Origin of the sequence: Phocaeicola plebeius DSM 17135, assembly GCF_000187895.1 — a bacterium.
Taxonomy (GTDB): Bacteria; Bacteroidota; Bacteroidia; order Bacteroidales; family Bacteroidaceae; genus Phocaeicola; species Phocaeicola plebeius.
Genome location: NZ_DS990123.1, coordinates 30194 through 47729, shown reverse-complemented (window position 1 = coordinate 47729; position 17536 = coordinate 30194). Strand labels below are relative to the sequence as shown.

8 protein-coding genes are annotated in these 17536 nt (G+C 41.7%); 7 read left to right on the top strand and 1 reads right to left on the bottom strand.

Annotated elements, in window-relative coordinates; translation table 11 throughout:
- Window positions 1-4: 4 nt before the first annotated feature.
- From BACPLE_RS05625 to BACPLE_RS05605, 5 genes are all read left to right on the top strand, one after another.
- Complete coding sequence (locus BACPLE_RS05625; RefSeq protein ID WP_007559726.1) at window positions 5-1297, top strand: UDP-N-acetylmuramoyl-tripeptide--D-alanyl-D-alanine ligase; 1293 nt, start codon at window positions 5-7, stop codon at window positions 1295-1297.
- Between the two features lie 235 nt (window positions 1298-1532).
- Complete coding sequence (locus tag BACPLE_RS05620; protein WP_007559725.1) at window positions 1533-2810, top strand: alpha-l-rhamnosidase; 1278 nt, start codon at window positions 1533-1535, stop codon at window positions 2808-2810.
- 15 nt (window positions 2811-2825) lie between these two features.
- Window positions 2826-5135, top strand: a complete 2310-nt coding sequence (locus tag BACPLE_RS19845; protein ID WP_007559724.1) for a DUF2264 domain-containing protein — start codon at window positions 2826-2828, stop codon at window positions 5133-5135.
- 129 nt (window positions 5136-5264) lie between these two features.
- Entirely contained in the window at window positions 5265-6257 is a 993-nt protein-coding gene (locus BACPLE_RS05610) for a glycoside hydrolase family 43 protein (protein WP_007559723.1), read from the top strand.
- 40 nt (window positions 6258-6297) lie between these two features.
- A complete protein-coding gene (locus BACPLE_RS05605) occupies window positions 6298-7449 on the top strand; it encodes a glycoside hydrolase family 43 protein (protein WP_007559722.1) in 1152 nt (383 codons plus the stop codon).
- 70 nt (window positions 7450-7519) lie between these two features.
- On the opposite strand, the gene BACPLE_RS05600 is transcribed toward BACPLE_RS05605, so the two are convergent.
- Window positions 7520-11548 (bottom strand): hybrid sensor histidine kinase/response regulator transcription factor, encoded by a 4029-nt coding sequence (locus tag BACPLE_RS05600; protein WP_040312477.1) that lies wholly within the window; start codon window positions 11546-11548, stop codon window positions 7520-7522.
- A 321-nt stretch (window positions 11549-11869) separates the two neighbouring features.
- On the opposite strand from BACPLE_RS05600, the gene BACPLE_RS05595 reads away from it, so the two are divergent.
- Entirely contained in the window at window positions 11870-15172 is a 3303-nt protein-coding gene (locus BACPLE_RS05595; RefSeq protein ID WP_007559720.1) for a SusC/RagA family TonB-linked outer membrane protein, read from the top strand.
- Between the two features lie 16 nt (window positions 15173-15188).
- Entirely contained in the window at window positions 15189-17216 is a 2028-nt protein-coding gene (locus BACPLE_RS05590; RefSeq protein ID WP_007559719.1) for a RagB/SusD family nutrient uptake outer membrane protein, read from the top strand.
- Window positions 17217-17536: the final 320 nt, after the last annotated feature.

The window sequence follows — 17536 nt, the reverse complement described above, 5'->3', positions numbered from 1 at the left end:
GAATATGGATATTGAAGAACTATACAGCCGTTTTACGGAGTGTAACGGACTGACGACCGACAGCCGTCATTGTCCGGAGGGTTCTATGTTTCTGGCCCTGAAAGGAGAAACATTTAATGGCAATGCGTTTGCGGCACAGTCGCTGGCACAGGGATGCCGTTATGCTGTGGTGGACGAACCACAATATGCATCACCGGAGAATCCATATATCTTGCTGGTGGAAAATTGCCTTCAGACGTTGCAGCAGCTGGCCAATTATCATCGTCGTAAGTTAGGAACTCGCATGGTGGGAGTAACCGGTACCAACGGGAAAACCACAACGAAGGAACTGATTGCAGCCGTATTGAAAGAAAAATTCAATGTGCTCTATACACAGGGAAATTTCAATAACCATATTGGCGTGCCCTTGACATTGTTACGCCTGAAGCCGGAACATGAGGTGGCTGTCATTGAAATGGGAGCCAATCATCCGGGTGAAATCAAGACGCTGGTTCATATTGCTGAGCCTGATTGCGGTATCATTACCAATGTGGGAAAGGCGCATCTGGAAGGATTCGGTTCTTTTGAAGGAGTCATCCGTACCAAGGGAGAGTTGTATGACTATCTTCGGGAAAAAGGAAATGCTACCATATTCATTCAGAATGAGAATCCTCATTTGAATAAAATTGCAGAAGGACTGAATTGTGTCCGTTACGGACAGACTTCGGGGCTGGATGTGAGTGGAACAGTGCTTTCTTGTTCTCCGTTCTTGCATTTGGGCTGGACGGCTGGAGGTGCGTCACACGAGGTGAAGACACACCTGATAGGTGCCTATAACCTGGATAATGCATTGGCTGCGGTTGCTATTGGTCGTTATTTCGGCGTGGAAGATACACAAATCTGTCATGCGCTTTCCTCTTATGTGCCTCAGAACAATCGTTCACAGCTGGTTCAGACAGAGTCCAATACACTCATTGTAGATGCGTATAATGCCAACCCAACCAGTATGATGGCGGCGCTGGTAAATTTCCGCCAGATGGAGGCCGAGCATAAGGTGGCAATTTTGGGCGATATGAAAGAGCTGGGTGAAGGAAGCCGGGAAGAACATCAGAAAGTAGTGGACTTCCTGAACGAATGTCAGTTTGAACGCGTGATTCTGGTTGGACCGGAATTTGCCGGACTCTCTGCTTCGTTTGAACATTATGAGAATGTGAAGGAGGTAGAAGCTATGCTGGCTGCTCATCCTGTTCAGCATTGTTGCGTGTTGATAAAAGGTTCAAACAGTATGAAGTTAAGCGAACTTCCAGCGTGTTTGTAAGATATATTGTTTTTGCGAAACAGTCCGTATTGAGAGAGAGTCTTTGAATACGGACTGTTTTTTTGTGTACGTGTCCTAGACATTTGTATCAGAACTGGTGACGATTCTGTCAAAATAAGGTGTAATTTGTCCATTCAGTTTCCCTTGCCCGTTTTTTATCCCTCCTTGACGAAATTTTCGTACTTCCTTTTATATGAAAATCCTATTTTTGCCAAAGAAACTTAATGGATAAACTATGAAGCGCATTTATTTATTTCTCATAGGACTTCTTGTTTGGAGTGAAATTTCAGCACAACAACTCGTAAAGGTGGGTGACGGATATAGTTCTACTTCCGTCAATACGACTGTATTCCGTAACAGTTCTCTGGTAACGGATGGGGATGTGCAATACATATCTTATTATGATGCCGATGGATATTTGACCGTAGGTAAACGTGCATTGGGGAGTACCGAATGGACGTTGCACCGCAGTCAATATAAAGGAAATGTAGCCGATGCACATAATGTCATCAGTATGATGGTAGATGGGGACGGTTATTTGCATCTTTCTTTCGACCATCATGGAAACAAATTAAACTATTGCAAGAGTACGGAACCCGGTGCTTTGACGCTGGGAGAAAAAGAAGCGATGACCGGTAAAGATGAAGATGATGTTACGTATCCGGAGTTTTATCGGATGCCAGATGGCGATTTGCTGTTTGTGTATCGTTCTGGGGCTTCCGGAAGAGGTAATCTGGTATTGAATCGCTATGACTTGAAGAGCCGGAAATGGACACGTGTGCAGGATGTGCTGATTGACGGAGAAAATCAGCGAAATGCCTACTGGCAACTTTATATGGATAAAGCTGGAGTGATTCACTTGTCGTGGGTATGGCGTGAGACCTGGATGGTAGAAACAAATCATGACCTTTGTTATGCATATTCTCCAGATGAGGGAAAGACATGGTATAAATCGACAGGTGAAAAATATACCTTACCTATTTGTAAGGACAATGCAGAATATGCTTGCCGCATTCCTCAAAACAGTGAACTGATAAATCAGACCAGTATGAGTACTGATGCGGAAGGCCATCCTTATATTGTGACCTACTGGAGAGATGCAGACAGTGAGGTCCCTCAATATCGGCTGGTATGGAACGACGGGAAAGGATGGCAGAACCGTCAGATTATGAATCGTTCGCAAGGATTTTCTCTAAAAGGCGGAGGCACCAAAATGATTCCGATTTCACGACCACGTATTGCAGTAGATAAAGGTAAGGCTTATTTTGTGTTCCGTGATGCAGAACGTGGCAGTAAAGTATCTATGGCCTATACAGATGATGTGAAATCGGGCAAATGGCAGGTGAAAGACCTGACCGATTTCTCTGTAGATGCCTGGGAACCCAGCTATGATACGGAGTTGTGGAAAACACATCAGAAACTGCATGTATTTGTGCAGGAAACGCATCAGGGAGACGGGGAAAAAGTTAAGGCTTCAGAAGCAACCCCTGTGTATGTATTGGAAGTAAATTAATCTCAAAATAAAACTATGAAACAGGTATTTAAATTGTTGCTGGCCTGCGCTGTCGGAGTATTGCCGATGTCGGTTGGGGCCAGAGGTTCCGAGGCTGTTGAGGTCCGGAAGATGATTGATAAGGTAAATCAGCATTGGCAGGCAGAAAATTCGCCGGAGGTTCGTTCGTTCTGGGATAATGCCGTATATCATACGGGAAATATGGAAGCCTATTTTTTGACTGGAAACGAGACTTATCGTACTTATTCTGAAACCTGGGCAAACTACAACCAGTGGAAGGGAGCGAAGAGTGATAACCGTGCGGAATGGAAATATTCTTACGGAGAGTCGGATGAATATGTGCTGTTTGGCGACTATCAGATTTGTTTTCAGACTTATACTGATTTGTATAATCTGGCTCCGGACGATAAGAAAATCAAGCGTGCGCGTGAGGTTATGGAGTACCAGATGAGTACCCCGCAGCATGATTACTGGTGGTGGAGTGATGCGTTGTATATGGCAATGCCGGTAATGACAAAACTCTATAAGGTTACTCATAATGCGAAATACTTGGATAAGTTGTATGAATATCTGATTTATTCTGATAGCATTATGTTCGATAAAGATGAGAATCTTTATTATCGTGATGCAAAATACATCTATCCGAAGCACAAGACAGTCAATGGCAAGAAGGATTTCTGGGCTAGAGGTGATGCTTGGGTATTGGCCGGACTGGCTAAAGTGTTGCAGGACTTGCCGGTAGAATACAAGCATCATCAGTTCTTTGTGGATAAATTTCAAAATATGGCTAAAGCCGTGGCAGCTATCCAGCAGCCTGAAGGTTACTGGACACGCAGCATGATGGATCCGGAATTTGCACCGGGACCGGAAACCAGCGGTACGGCACTATTTACATACGGATTCTTATGGGGTATAAACAATGGGTATTTAGAAAAAGATATATATATGCCGGTGGTGCAGAAGGCATGGAATTATTTGTCAAAGAAAGCGCTTCAGAAAGATGGAGCGGTAGGTTATGTTCAGCCTATCGGTGAAAAAGCAATCCCCGGACAAGTAATTAATGCAAAGTCTACCGCTAATTTTGGAGTGGGAGCCTTCTTGTTGGCTGCTTGTGAGTATGTTCGTTACTTGGAAGCACCTCAAACTGCTGATCGTGCTTATTGGTGCAAGCTGGCTTATCAGATGGCTTATCCGGTATTGAGCAATATGGCAAAAGGAGAGTTGCAGAAGAATATGCAGCTGGAAGTTAGTCCCACATGGGATGGCCGAAACAAAAAGGTGGCTTATATGGAAACGTTCGGTCGTTTGATGGCGGGTATCGCTCCTTGGCTGACGCTGCCGGATGATGATACAGAAGAAGGAAAGATGCGTAAGGAACTTCGTGAGATGGCTTTGAAGAGCTATGCGAATGCTGTAGACCCGCAAAGTCCGGACTATTTGTTGTGGAGACAGGAGGGCCAGACTCTGGTGGATGGCGCTTACGTGGCAGAAAGCTTTCTTCGTGCTTACGATCAGTTGTGGAAACCCTTGGATGAAACCACTAAAAAGCGTTATATAGAGGAATTTCAGCAGTTACGTCGTATAGATCCTCCTTATACCAACTGGCTGTTGTTCTCATCTACTATTGAAAGTTTCCTGGCAAAAGCAGGAGCTTCATTCGATGAATATCGTGTGAATTCAGCCATTCGTAAGGTAGAAGAATGGTATACGGGAGATGGCTGGTATGCTGATGGTCCTTCTTTTGCATTCGATTATTACAGCAGTTATGTGTTCCATCCGATGTATCTTGAAACCCTTCAGGCTATGAAGGATGCAAAAGTGCGTAGCCGGATAGATTATGGAAAGTATTATGACCGCGCATTGAAACGTGCCCAGAAATATAGTTTGATTCTGGAGCGTTTCATTTCTCCGGAAGGAACCTTCCCCGTATTCGGTCGTTCCATTCCTTACCGTATGGCTACTATGCAACCTTTGGCTTTAATGGCATGGTATCAGGAGTTGCCTGCAGGCGTAAGCAGTGCTCAGGTACGCTGTGCATTGACTGCGGTGATGAAACGTATGTTTGCCAGTGGACACAATTTTAATGAAGGTGGTTTCTTGACCATTGGATTTACTGGACGTCAGCCGAATGTAGCCGACTGGTATACCAACAACGGAAGTTTGTATATGACTTCTCTGGCATTCTTGCCGTTGGGACTTCCAGCTTCTCATCCTTTCTGGACCGATGCACCACAGGAATGGACCAGCGTACGTGCATGGGGTGAAAAACCTTTCCCGAAGGACCATCATTGGAAAGATGAAATCCGTACATGGGATTTGTTTTAGGGAATTATTGAACTTTGTAAATAAGGGATTATGAACTGCGACCAGACTCTTTGGGTATTCTCATAAGAGCCTGGCCGCAAGTGCTATATGGTTTGGAAATACTTCATTTTATCTGATTTTTTATAGAATATGAAAAAAACGGGGTTATTGTCTTTTTTATGGTTTGTTTGCTTATCGCTTCATACCGTAAATGCACAGTCACTTGCTAAAAAATTGCTTCCACTGGATTCTATTCGTTTGAGTGATCCTTGCATTCTGGCAGATACACAGACACAAATGTACTATATGACAGGTACAGGTGGAAAATTATGGAAAAGCAAGGACTTGAAACTTTGGGATGGACCTTACGATGTAGCTCAAACAGACCCTCATTCATGGATGGGCCCAAAGCCAATGATATGGGCTGCTGAACTTCACCATTATAAAGACAAATATTATTATTTTGCTACCTTCACGAATACCGCCGTAAAGATAGATACCGTAAAAGGAAATGTGATAGAGCGCAGGGCTTCTCATGTGTTGGTTAGTGACAAACCAGAAGGACCTTATCGTCCGATGCTGGATGCTACTTATTTGCCGGCAGATAAGCCAACCTTGGATGGGACATTTTGGGTGGATACTGATGGAAAGCCTTACATGGTGTATTGTTATGAGTGGCTGCAGAATTGGGATGGTACCATTGAAAAGATTGAATTAAAACCAGACTTGAGTGGTTCCATTGGAGAAGGTAAACTATTATTTCGGGCCAGTGAGTGCCCCTGGAGTCGTGAATTGCAGGACGGAAAGGAAGTTCCCAATAAAGTAACGGATGGTCCCTATCTGTTTCGCACGGCTACGGGACGTCTGGGAATGATATGGACAAGCTGGATTTATAATGTATATACCCAGGGAGTAGCCTATTCGGAAAGTGGTACTTTAGACGGACCTTGGATACAAGAACCGAAGCCCATAACTCCTCCCGACTTTGGTCACGGTATGTTGTTTCAAACTTTGGAAGGGAAATGGCTGATGTCTGTACATAGCCATAAAGATGTGAATGGAGTATATATTCGTATTCCTCATTTGTTTGAAGTGGACTTATCGGGTGATAAACTGGCGGTCGGGAAAGAGTATAAACCATAGCAGAATGAACTTATCGTTTAATTTAAATTTATATCAATCCATGAGAAATAGATTCATTAATCTTTTAGGAAGTATTTGTTTTTGTTGGGGAGTGGTGGCATGTACGGCCGAACCTCCTAAAGAAATTCGTAGTGGTGAAATCTGGCCTGACAATCAGGGGGTACATGTAAATGCCCACGGAGGAGGTGTATTGTATCACGATGGAACTTACTACTGGTATGGAGAGAATAAATCCGACTCTACCAGTAGTGCCATGGTGGGAATTATGTGTTACTCTTCAAAGAACCTGACAGACTGGAACAACGAAGGAGCCGTTTTACCTGTAGTGTTGAACGATTCTACCAGTGACATTGTACAGGGATGTGTAATGGAACGTCCAAAAGTAATCTATAATGAAAAGACGAAGAAGTTTGTCATGTGGTTCCATTTGGAATTGAAAGGAAAAGGCTATGCAGCAGCCCGTTCAGCGGTGGCCGTCTCTGATTCTCCTACCGGGCCATTCAAGTATATTCGTTCGGAACGTATTAATCCGGGAGTGCTTCCTTTTGATATGAATGAAACACAGCGTGCCATGCTGGATACATTGGATGCAGAGAAGTATAAGGAATGGTGGACACCGATGTGGTATGAAGCTATTCACAAAGGTTTGTTTGTGAAACGCGACCTGCAAGGAGGACAAATGGCACGTGATATGCAGCTTTTTGTTGATGAAGATGGAAAAGCCTATCATATTTACTCGTCAGAAGACAATCTGACACTACAGATTGCAGAATTGAGTGATGATTACCTGACTCATACAGGGAAGTATGTACGTATGGCTCCAGCCGGACACAATGAAGCTCCGGCCATATTCAAGAAGAGTGACGGTACATACTGGATGATTACTTCTGGCTGTACAGGATGGGATCCGAATGAGGCACGCATGTTCTCTGCTCCTAGCATCTGGGGACCTTGGACACAACATCCAAATCCTTGTCGTGGAGAAAAATCGGAAATCACTTTTGGCGGACAGAGTACGTATGTACTTCCGGTACCGGGAAAGAAAGACGCCTTTATCTTTATGGCAGATATCTGGCGGCCTAAGCATCCGAGTGATGCCCGTTATATTTGGTTACCTGTTCAATTTGAAAATGGGATACCTTATATCGAGTGGATGGATAGCTGGACACTTGATTTCTTCAATAAGAAATAATAAGAATAATAAATGCCTGTCTGGATTGTTCAGACAGGCATTTATTGTTTTATATTGCTAAGAGATAATATTAGTTTTGTTTTCTCTTCAAATATTCAGTGGGTGCCATTCCGTATTCATCTTTAAAACATTGGCGGAAATAAGCTACACTACTGAAACCTGTCAAATCCGAAATCTCAGCTAAGGAATACTTCCCTTCATTGATAAGTTCCATACCTTTCTTCATCTTGATTTTACGGACATATTCATTGACCGACATTTCAGTCAGTCCTTTAATCTTTCGGTAAAGAGTAGAATGGCTCATGCACATCTTATCGGCAATAAACGCTACATCCATTTTCTCCATACTCAGGTTCTCTTCGATGATGGCGGTTACCTTATCCAAGAACTCTTGGTCTAGTTTGTTTAAGTTCTTTCGTTCATTCTCAATGTTCTTCTGTTCACTTTCCGTTTCGGGTATGGAAGTGATTACCCCTGCCGTTTTACGTCTGTTTTCCAGAATGTTATTGATGCGGCTGTTCAGCAAACGGGCACTGAACGGTTTGGTAATAAACGAATCGGCTCCTGCGGCATAACCCTCTTCTTTATCTTGAAGGGTATCTTTAGCTGTAAGTAAGATGACCGGGATGTGGCTGGTACGCATATCTTCTTTGATATGACGACATAGTTCAATTCCGTCCATCACCGGCATCATGATGTCGCTGATGATGATATTCGGAATCTGGCTTTGTGCAATATCCCATCCTTCTTTCCCATTTGCAGCCGTCAAGACTTCATACATTTCTTCAAACGAACTTCGTACATATTCACGGATATCCCGATTGTCTTCCACGACCAGAATAATCGGTTTCCCATCTTCTGATTCTACAGAAGCAGGTTGTTTGTTTTCGTCTTCAGCTTTATGAATTTCTTTAGTAACCTGGCGTTCTGCATTAGGATAAGTGTTTTCTGTAAGTAGTTTTAATGTAAACTTACTTCCTTTTTCCACCTCACTTTCCACTTCAATGGTTGCCTGATGCAAATCTGCCAGTGATTTTACCAGTGCCAGGCCAATACCTGACCCCGAAGCCTGATATTTCCCTTGTCCTTGATAATATCGTTCGAAGATATGGTTCAAAGACTCTTGGGAGATACCATGTCCGGTGTCTTCCACACTGATAGTTGTATATTTAACCCCGTTCTCCTCATTGCTTGCCAAGGCAAGTGTTATATCGCCTTTGGGAGTATATTTTAAGGCATTCGACATCAGATTATCGATAATAATAGTGATAATCTCGTGGTCATAATAAATCTTGGTATCTTGCGCTTCTACATTGATGTGAATATTTACTTCTGCATTCTGGTTTAATTCTTTATATTTGATGCCTATTTCTTGTACCAGTAGTGCCAGATTATGATAACCTACCTTTAGCTTTCTGTTTTCTGTCTCCGTTTTTCTAAATTCCAGAATCTGATTAATAAGGTTCAGTAACCGGTTGGCACTGTCACGTATAATACTGATCTTATTGGCCTGTCGTGGAGACAGTGTTTTGTCAGCCAGCAAGTCCTCTAGTGGTCCGAGAATCAGGGTTAGAGGAGTGCGTAATTCATGAGTGATGTTAGTATAGAAACGCAGTCGTTCATTATTCAGCTTCTGATCATTCTCGTGCTGGTGATGTTCCAGATTCAAACGACTTTCCAGTGCCAGTTTACGCTTGTAGAAGCGCAAGATTGCAAACAGTATAAGGGCAATGAGAATCGTATAAAGTAGTTTAGCATACCAGGTAAGCCAGATAGGAGGGGCAATTGTAATCTGGAGAGAAGTAAACTTCTCGCCCCATGGCTGGTTTCTCATTTTGGCTTTTACCTTAAATGTATATTCTCCAGGCTGTAGATTCCGGAATGTAATCCGGTTTTCATCGCCTGTTTCAAACCATGTCTTACCTAATCCTTCCATGGTGTAGGCATATTCTACCTGAGGGGTTTGTGAGAAGTCCATCACACTGAAAGAGACTGTAAAAGTACTATTCTGGTAAGATAAATCGACCTTGTCATTTACAATTGGGGCAAGAGTTCCTTTGCTACTTGGATCTGAGTTGCCATAACTTTTGACTCCTGTAATTTTTACAGGAGCTATCTGTATGTCTTCTGTGGTTTGCTCTGGGTTAAAGTAGCAAGCTCCATTCTGTGAGCCAAAAAACAAATACCCATTTTTATCCTTGCATACTGAGCCATCCATAAAGTCCCCTCTGGGTACTCCTTGGTGCCAGGTATAGTTTAGAAATCTTTTTTCGTCACTTTTCCATTGAGCAATTCCTCCGTTGGTGCTGAGCCAGATGTTTCCTTTTTCGTCTTCTATGATACTTCTGACATTTTCATCAATTAGCCCTTGATTGTGATTGTAGATTTCCAGTTTAGGGTTACTTGTATCACTGATATGCGCGATACCAGCTCGTGTGGCAGCCCATAAACTTCCTTTTGAATCAATATATAGTGAGTTGACCGCATTCGATCCCATCCCATTGGATGTGTCGAAACGCATAGTTCGTTTTCCTTCTGGTGAAAAAACAATAAGTCCTTTGCCAAATGTGCCCAGCCATAGTTTCCCTTGACGGTCTCGCTGGATACCGTGTATCATGATGTCTGTAAGCTGTTCATTTATTCCTTTTTCTTCAGCGATTTTTCCATTTTGGTATGAATATAGTCCGTTTTGTGTACCAATCCATATTTTATTGTTCTCTTCATAAAAGCAGCAAATGTCAGCCTTCTTATCTTCTAGTTCAATTCGGGTAATTTTCTCTGTGCTAGGATCACAAGTCAATATTCCATCTTTATATAATCCTAGCCAAAGAATTCCGTTTTTATCTTTAAAGATAGTAGAAACATGGGTATGAGGATTGGCTTTGTTGGCAAGTGACAATATTTTCTGATACTTCATATCCGCGCTGAATATGGCGATTTCGTTTTCTCCTCCTAGCCAGATGCGTGATTTATTGTCAAGAGCTATACCCCACACCTGTTTGTCTGTTAGTGTTCCGTCCTTTAATGTATTATATGCTAATGTTTGGAAAACAGGTTGGTTATAACTGAGAAAATCTACGCCTCCTCGATAGTTCCCTAACCAGATATTTCCGAATGAATCTTGCAAGAAACATTTGGCATTAGGAGATGAGATGCCATGCAGGTCATTGGTGACCCGTATATTCTGAAAATGCATGTTTTCGGGACTTGTGAATACGTTGTCATTGAGGTCGAGTATGCTTACTCCTCCCATGTGGGCGCATACCCACAATTTCCCGTCTCTGCTTTCGCCTATATCATTGATTTGATTAGATAAGAGTGAGTTGGGATTTTCTTGTTGGTTCTGAAAGGTGATAAATTGTTCTTTATGAGGGTTGAATAGTGCCAGTCCTTTGTCTGTACCAATCCAAATAGCGTTGGTTTTGCTAATGAATATGCAGCGTACGGTATTGTTAGGTAAGCTATATGGGTCTTCCGGATTGTGTTGGTAGACTTTTGCGGTTTGTTTCTGAATATCTATAACAGCCAGCCCTCCTTTATGAAGACCTACGTAAAGATGACCTTTTCCATCGTCGGTTGCACACCAGAAATTTCCTGACAATCCTTTAATATCTTTTGCCCAATAATGAGTTACTTCTTTAGTCTTATTGTCATAATAATCTATGCCTAGGTGATAATGGGTAATCCAAATACCTCCATCGGCTGCAGGGCTTAAGTCTGTGACGTCTCTGGTAATCATATCAGGAACGCCATTGGTGATGAAAGTTTGCTTTTCACAATCAAAAATGCTAATACCATCGCGTTGAGTTCCTATCCATACGGTGTTGTCTGCTTCATTGTAGTATAATACATTTTGTGCATTGCTTCCAATAGCTGAGTTTCCTATATTATATATTGTAAAATCCTTTCCATCAAATTTGCAGAGTCCGGATTCTGAGGCCATCCATATATACCCTTGTTTGTCTTGAATAATATCGACAATATAATTACTGACCATGCCGTCGGACATTGTTAATCGCTTGAAGGTATATTGAGGTTGTGAAAGGATAGAGTAGCACCATCCGAACAAGAAAAGAAATAGAACAATGCAGTTTTTCATGGCTTGCGATTTTTAGGCAAAAATACAATAAACTCTTTAGATTGAGAATTTGAGAGAATAGAAAAATATGTACCTAGAAATAAAAACAGACGAATTTTTTATGCTATGACGAATTTTTATTATTCGCTGAATGGACATTTATGTTCAGTTACGGTATGTGAATATCTGTATAATAGGGCGTATATTTAAAAGGTGATTTATTTTTGGCTTTTTAATTAGATAGAATGACGAAAAAAACGATTCATTTGCTCATTTTTTCATTTATGACTGACTTAATATAGTATAATTTTGCGGCAGAAAATCTAATTAATTTGAAAAGCAATGAAAGTAGATTCAGTAAAAAACAATCGAAGAGCATTATTTGCTTTGCTGTTGTGTTCAGGATTTATTGCTTCACATCCGTTAACAGTGTTTGCAAGCAGTAATGAGGTTCAAGCTACTCAGCAACAAAATTTGACAGTGTCTGGTGTCGTAAAAGACAATGCGGGGGAACCAGTAATTGGAGCTAGTATTGCCGTTAAAGGAGGTACTACAGGTACTATATCCGATATCGACGGTAAGTTTTCTTTAAATGTTGCAAAAGGGGCTATTCTTGAAGTATCTTTCATCGGCTACAAGACCCAGGAGTTTAAGATTGATTCTTCCAAATCATTGAACATTGTTTTGAAAGATGATACTGAAATGTTGGATGAGGTTGTTGTTGTCGGTTATGGTACAATGCGTAAGAAAGACTTGACAGGTTCTGTTGTGCAAATTAATCCAACTAAGATTGCTGACCAAAATCCGACTTCTGTACAAGATGTATTACGAGGAACTCCAGGTTTGCAGATTGGTTATGATGCTTCGGCAAAAGGTACAGATGCTTCTATCCAATTGCGTGGTCAGAACTCTTTAGGTACCAATGCCAGTCCGATGATTGTGTTAGATGGTATGCCTTTCTATGGTGAACTTTCTGAAATTAATCCGGACGATATTGCACAGATTGATGTGTTGAAAGATGCTTCTTCTGCGGCTATCTATGGTGCCAAGGCTGCTGCGGGTGTTATTATCATTACTACAAAGAAAGGTAAGGAAGGAAAACCTGTTATTAATGTAAGTGCAAACCTTTCGGTAGTTAATAAATCTGATTACCGCGACTATTATGATGCTGCTGGATATCTTAAATTCCATCAGGATTGGCGTAAAATGTATTATACCTATGGCCAGGGAGAAGATGGCTTGTATGGCTATTATCAAGCGAAAGATGGTAATGGTAACGTCCTGTATCCTGAAGGTTACTTCGATGACCCCCGCACTATGTCGGAAAGTGAGCAGCAGAAGTGGATGACTAATGTAGGTGCTAGTGGTATTGGTCCGTCAGATGGTGAGACAGCGCTGAATTTGTTTGCTCGTCGTTTACAATTCTACAATTCTCCGTTGATGATGGATAATTTCTTGAATGGACGTATGGTCGATTGGAATGATGCCACATTCCGTACCGGATTCAATCAAGATTATAATGCTAGTATTTCGGGTGCTACTGAACGTGTGAACTACTACTTCTCACTGGGGTATGTGAACAATGAAGGTGCCGTACAGGGGAATGAATACAATGCATTCCGTTCAAACATGAAAATCAATGCGAAAATCACAGATTGGTTGGAAGTAGGTGCCAATGTGAACTTCCAGGATCGTTCAGATGGCGATATTCAGGTTTCGTTGGGAAGCAATTATTGGGATGCCAATATGTTGCGTAACTCTCCATACGCTTCTATGTATGATGAGGATGGAAATTATGAACAATATCCTATGTCTGGTCTGCCTTCTAATGGTGGTTATAACTACTATTTTGACCGTCAATACTATGATTTGGAAAAAGGTTACACTGTATTGAATACAATTTTCAATGCCAAAATCACTTTGCCGGCAGGTTTCACTTATTCATTTAATATTGCTCCTCGATACCAGTGGTATTATGACCGTTATTGGATGTCTGCCGATCTGCCTGATGCATCTGCATCTAGCCGAGGAGTAAATCGCGGATGGAGTAAGAATTTTGACTGGAACTTGAATAACACTATTACATGGGACAAGACATTCGGCGATCACCATTTTACTGCTACATTAGTACAGGAAGCAGAAGAGCACCGTTATTGGAGTGATAATATCAATGCACGTAATATTACTCCGAGTGACGCTTTGGGCTTCCACTATACATCGGGTGCTAACAAGAGTCAGAGTAGTTTCAGTACCAACGATACACACTATACGGCAGCTTCTTATCTTGGTCGTTTGTTCTATGGATTGAAAGACCGTTATATGATAACTGGAACTTTCCGTCGTGATGGTTATTCTGGTTTTGGTGCTAATAATCCATGGGGTAACTTCGGTTCTGTGGGTGTTAGCTGGGTATTCTCTGAAGAAAAATTCATGTCTGCCACTCGCGACTGGTTCGATATGGGTAAGTTACGTTTGTCATGGGGTACCAACGGTAACCGTGAATTCGGCGATGTATATTCTACATTGGCTAACCTGGCTTTGGCAGGAGGAAACATGGTGTACTACCAGAATGGTAATTCCAATGTGGTTAATCCGCTTTATATGAGCCGCCTGGCTGCTCCTAACTTGGAATGGGAAAAGACAAAAGCATGGAACGTTGGTTTGGACCTTTCTTTCTTTAACGGAAGATTGACAGCCAACATGGATTATTATTTCAAGAAGACCACTGATATGATTATGAGTCAGCGTCTGCCGAATTTCTCTGGATTTGGATCTATTATGGCTAACTTGGGTGAAGTACAGAACCAAGGTTTTGAAATCGCACTTAATTCTACCAACATTCAGAACAAGGACTTTACTTGGAATACTTCTGTAGGTTTCTCTATTAATAAGAACAAAATCAACCACATCTACTACGACTACGATGAAAACGGAGTAGAAAAGGATGATACATCTAACGGATGGTTTATTGGACAGCCTATCGGTACCATCTGGTATTATGAAACAGATGGTGTATGGCAGAACACACCGGAAGACATTAAGGCTGCCGCACTGGTAGGACAGAAACCGGGTGACCCGAAAGTTGTAAATAATTATACGGAGGATGATCAGATTTTGGAAGATGGAACTCGTATCCCGGTATATAACGATAACGATAAAGTATACCAAGGTACTACAGCTCCTCCTATCTATTGGAACATGCGCAACGACTTCACTCTGTGGAAAGATTTGACACTCTCTATTTCATTGTACTCATACATGGGACACAAGAGTCGCGCAGGTTACTGGTTGAACCAGGAAAACGGAGGTTCACAGGTAACAAACGGATTTAACGTAGCAGCTAGAGAATATTGGACTCCGGATAATCCGACAAATGATTATTGCCGTTTGGAAGCAGTAGGTCCTAATACTGGTTTGTCTGGAGGCGTTGATAAAGTCTATAACCGTAGCTTTGTTCGTTTGGATGACATCACTATCGGTTATACGTTGCCGAGAAAATGGACACACAAGTTTATGGTAGACCGCATTCGTCTGACTGCCACTTGCAAGAATGTTTGTACGATTGACGGTTGGGAATACGGTGATCCGGAAACAGGTGGATTGGCTACACGTTCCTTTAACTTTGGTATTAACGTAACACTCTAATTACTGAAAAAACATTATGAAAACAATAAATACAATATTTACAAAAGGATGTATGGTGCTGGCTTCAGCTGCGCTGCTTACTACTGGATGTACGGATGACTTCCTGAAGCAAGACCCCTTGTCATTCTATAATCCTGAAAATACCTATACGACCGAATCAGGATTGAAGGCTGCCATGGCAATGTGTGACTATGGTTTGAAGGAAATGTTGATGGATGGTAACTCGAATGTTCTTCCTATGGCTTCTCTTTATTTTATGACTGATATTGGTTTGTATGCTAAAACAGATGCAAATCCTGTACAGGCAGACTTCGCTAATATCATTACTCCTACTTCCGGTATGGCAGGTGGGGGTGACTTAAACGCTATGCAACGTTTTTGGGATCGTACCTGGAACAGTGTTACTTTTGCTAATACAATTATTTCGAATGTAGATAAGGTAGAAGGCTTGGATCCTACTTTACGCGACGAGTATCTGGGTCGTGCTTATTTCCATCGTGCTTATGCTTACTATCATGGTGTATTGTTGTTTGGGGATATTCCTTTGATTACAAAATTGATTGAAGTTCCTAAGCAAAACTATAAATCAACCAGTAAGGAAGCCATCTTTAAAATGTTGGTACATGATTTGGAATTTGCAGTAGAACATGTACCGCCTCAGAAAGAGATTGGTTACATTGGAACGGTGAATCAAGAAGCTTGTATGCAGCTCCTTATTAAATGCTATCTGGTAGTAGGAGAATATGCAAAGGCTGAAGCGATGGCTACAGACTTGATTAATAACCATGGACTGGCACTTATGAAAGCGCCGTTTGGTACCAATGTACCTTCAGGTAATCCAGAAACATGGCCTGTAGAACGTAACGTAATTTGGGACTTGCATCGTGGTGTCAATATTACCGATGCTTCAAATACGGAAATGATTATGCCGATTCTGAACTATTATACAGAAGGTTTTATTTCTTATCCGCAAATGCGTGCTATGTGTGTGCACTGGAGTAATGGTGACATTGTTGATCCTCATAATATAGGCTCTCCAACTTATAACTATGCACGTACTGATGATAAATATAATGCAGAGTTGGATTGGTTGCGTGCTTTAGGTCGTGGAATCGGTTGTTTCCGTACATCTTATCACTACAACCAGACTATCTGGAACTACGACGGTGAAACAGACTGGCAGGATTTGCGCCACAACCGTGAAAAGGGTAACTGGGTAGAGATGACCGACTTGAAATACAACAATCCTTCTTCTGAGTTTTATGGACAGAATATGATGCTTTATGCGCCGGAAGACTGGGGATGGGATGAAGAGAAAAATGAACCTTTAATTAAGAAAGGACAATTGCTTTGTAAAGATACTATCCGTAGCTGGTTCCCGACTCCGTTGTATAAGGTTTATATCCTCGACCAGAGTGCAGAGGAGAATATGAATGCCAATCAGTTTAACGGTGCGACAAAAGGTAATAATGTATCTAACGGTAACTTGTATCTGTTCCGTTTGGCAGAAACTTATCTGTTGCGTGCAGAAGCTAAGTTCTATCAGGGTAATGCAACAGGAGCAGCTGAAGATGTTAATGAAATTCGTCGCCGTGCCAATGCTAAGAAGATGTTTACAACGGTAACAATTGGAGACATTTGTGATGAACGTGCACGCGAACTTTACCTGGAAGAATGGCGTCAGCCTGAGTTAACCCGTATCTCTTGGTGCTTAGCAAAGAGCGGTCAACCGGATGAATGGGGTGATACTTATGATTTGGCTACTTGGGACAAACAAAGTGGTACAGACCTGAACGGTGGTAGCTATTGGTACAAGCGTACAACTCGTTACAGTATTTTCAACCATGGTCCTATTACATCTAAGGTTGAAATTAATTATCAGGTTGACAAACGTAACTTGTTCTGGCCTATTCCTAATTCTGCTATTACCGCGAATACTGGTGCTCAGCTTCGTCAGAATTACGGCTATGATGGATATGATGATAGCGTATTTATGTTCGATAATTGGGAGGATGCTGTTGCTGATGAGGAAACAGCTAACTAAAGAAGGATAAATAATTTCTAATAAAAAACGTCTTGATGTTTTGCGTCAAGACGTTTTTTATTAGAAAATTGTCTGTATTGAATGTCTTCTGGAAGTCTAGGTTCTTTATTGCGAAAATCTGACTCTCTTTTTTATATCTCCTTTCTCTAAACCGTAGGTTTCGCATTGCGAAAACCTATGTTTCCCTGCTAGAAAACGTAGGTTTCTCAATGGGAAAACGTATAAAACTCTTTGGTGCAATGCACTATTCACAAAAGGTTTTTATAAAAGAAAAAAGAAAGAGGACATAAGAATGATATAAGTCGGGATAAGAGGAAATA

Excerpts from the sequence above, each read along its gene's own strand:
- BACPLE_RS05625 (WP_007559726.1), top strand. The coding sequence starts at position 5 with ATGGATATTGAAGAACTATACAGCCGTTTTACGGAGTGTAACGGACTG.
- BACPLE_RS05620 (WP_007559725.1), top strand. The coding sequence starts at position 1,533 with ATGAAGCGCATTTATTTATTTCTCATAGGACTTCTTGTTTGGAGTGAA.
- BACPLE_RS19845 (WP_007559724.1), top strand. The coding sequence starts at position 2,826 with ATGAAACAGGTATTTAAATTGTTGCTGGCCTGCGCTGTCGGAGTATTG.
- BACPLE_RS05610 (WP_007559723.1), top strand. The coding sequence starts at position 5,265 with ATGAAAAAAACGGGGTTATTGTCTTTTTTATGGTTTGTTTGCTTATCG.
- BACPLE_RS05605 (WP_007559722.1), top strand. The coding sequence starts at position 6,298 with ATGAGAAATAGATTCATTAATCTTTTAGGAAGTATTTGTTTTTGTTGG.
- BACPLE_RS05600 (WP_040312477.1), bottom strand. The coding sequence starts at position 11,548 with ATGAAAAACTGCATTGTTCTATTTCTTTTCTTGTTCGGATGGTGCTAC.
- BACPLE_RS05595 (WP_007559720.1), top strand. The coding sequence starts at position 11,870 with ATGAAAGTAGATTCAGTAAAAAACAATCGAAGAGCATTATTTGCTTTG.
- BACPLE_RS05590 (WP_007559719.1), top strand. The coding sequence starts at position 15,189 with ATGAAAACAATAAATACAATATTTACAAAAGGATGTATGGTGCTGGCT.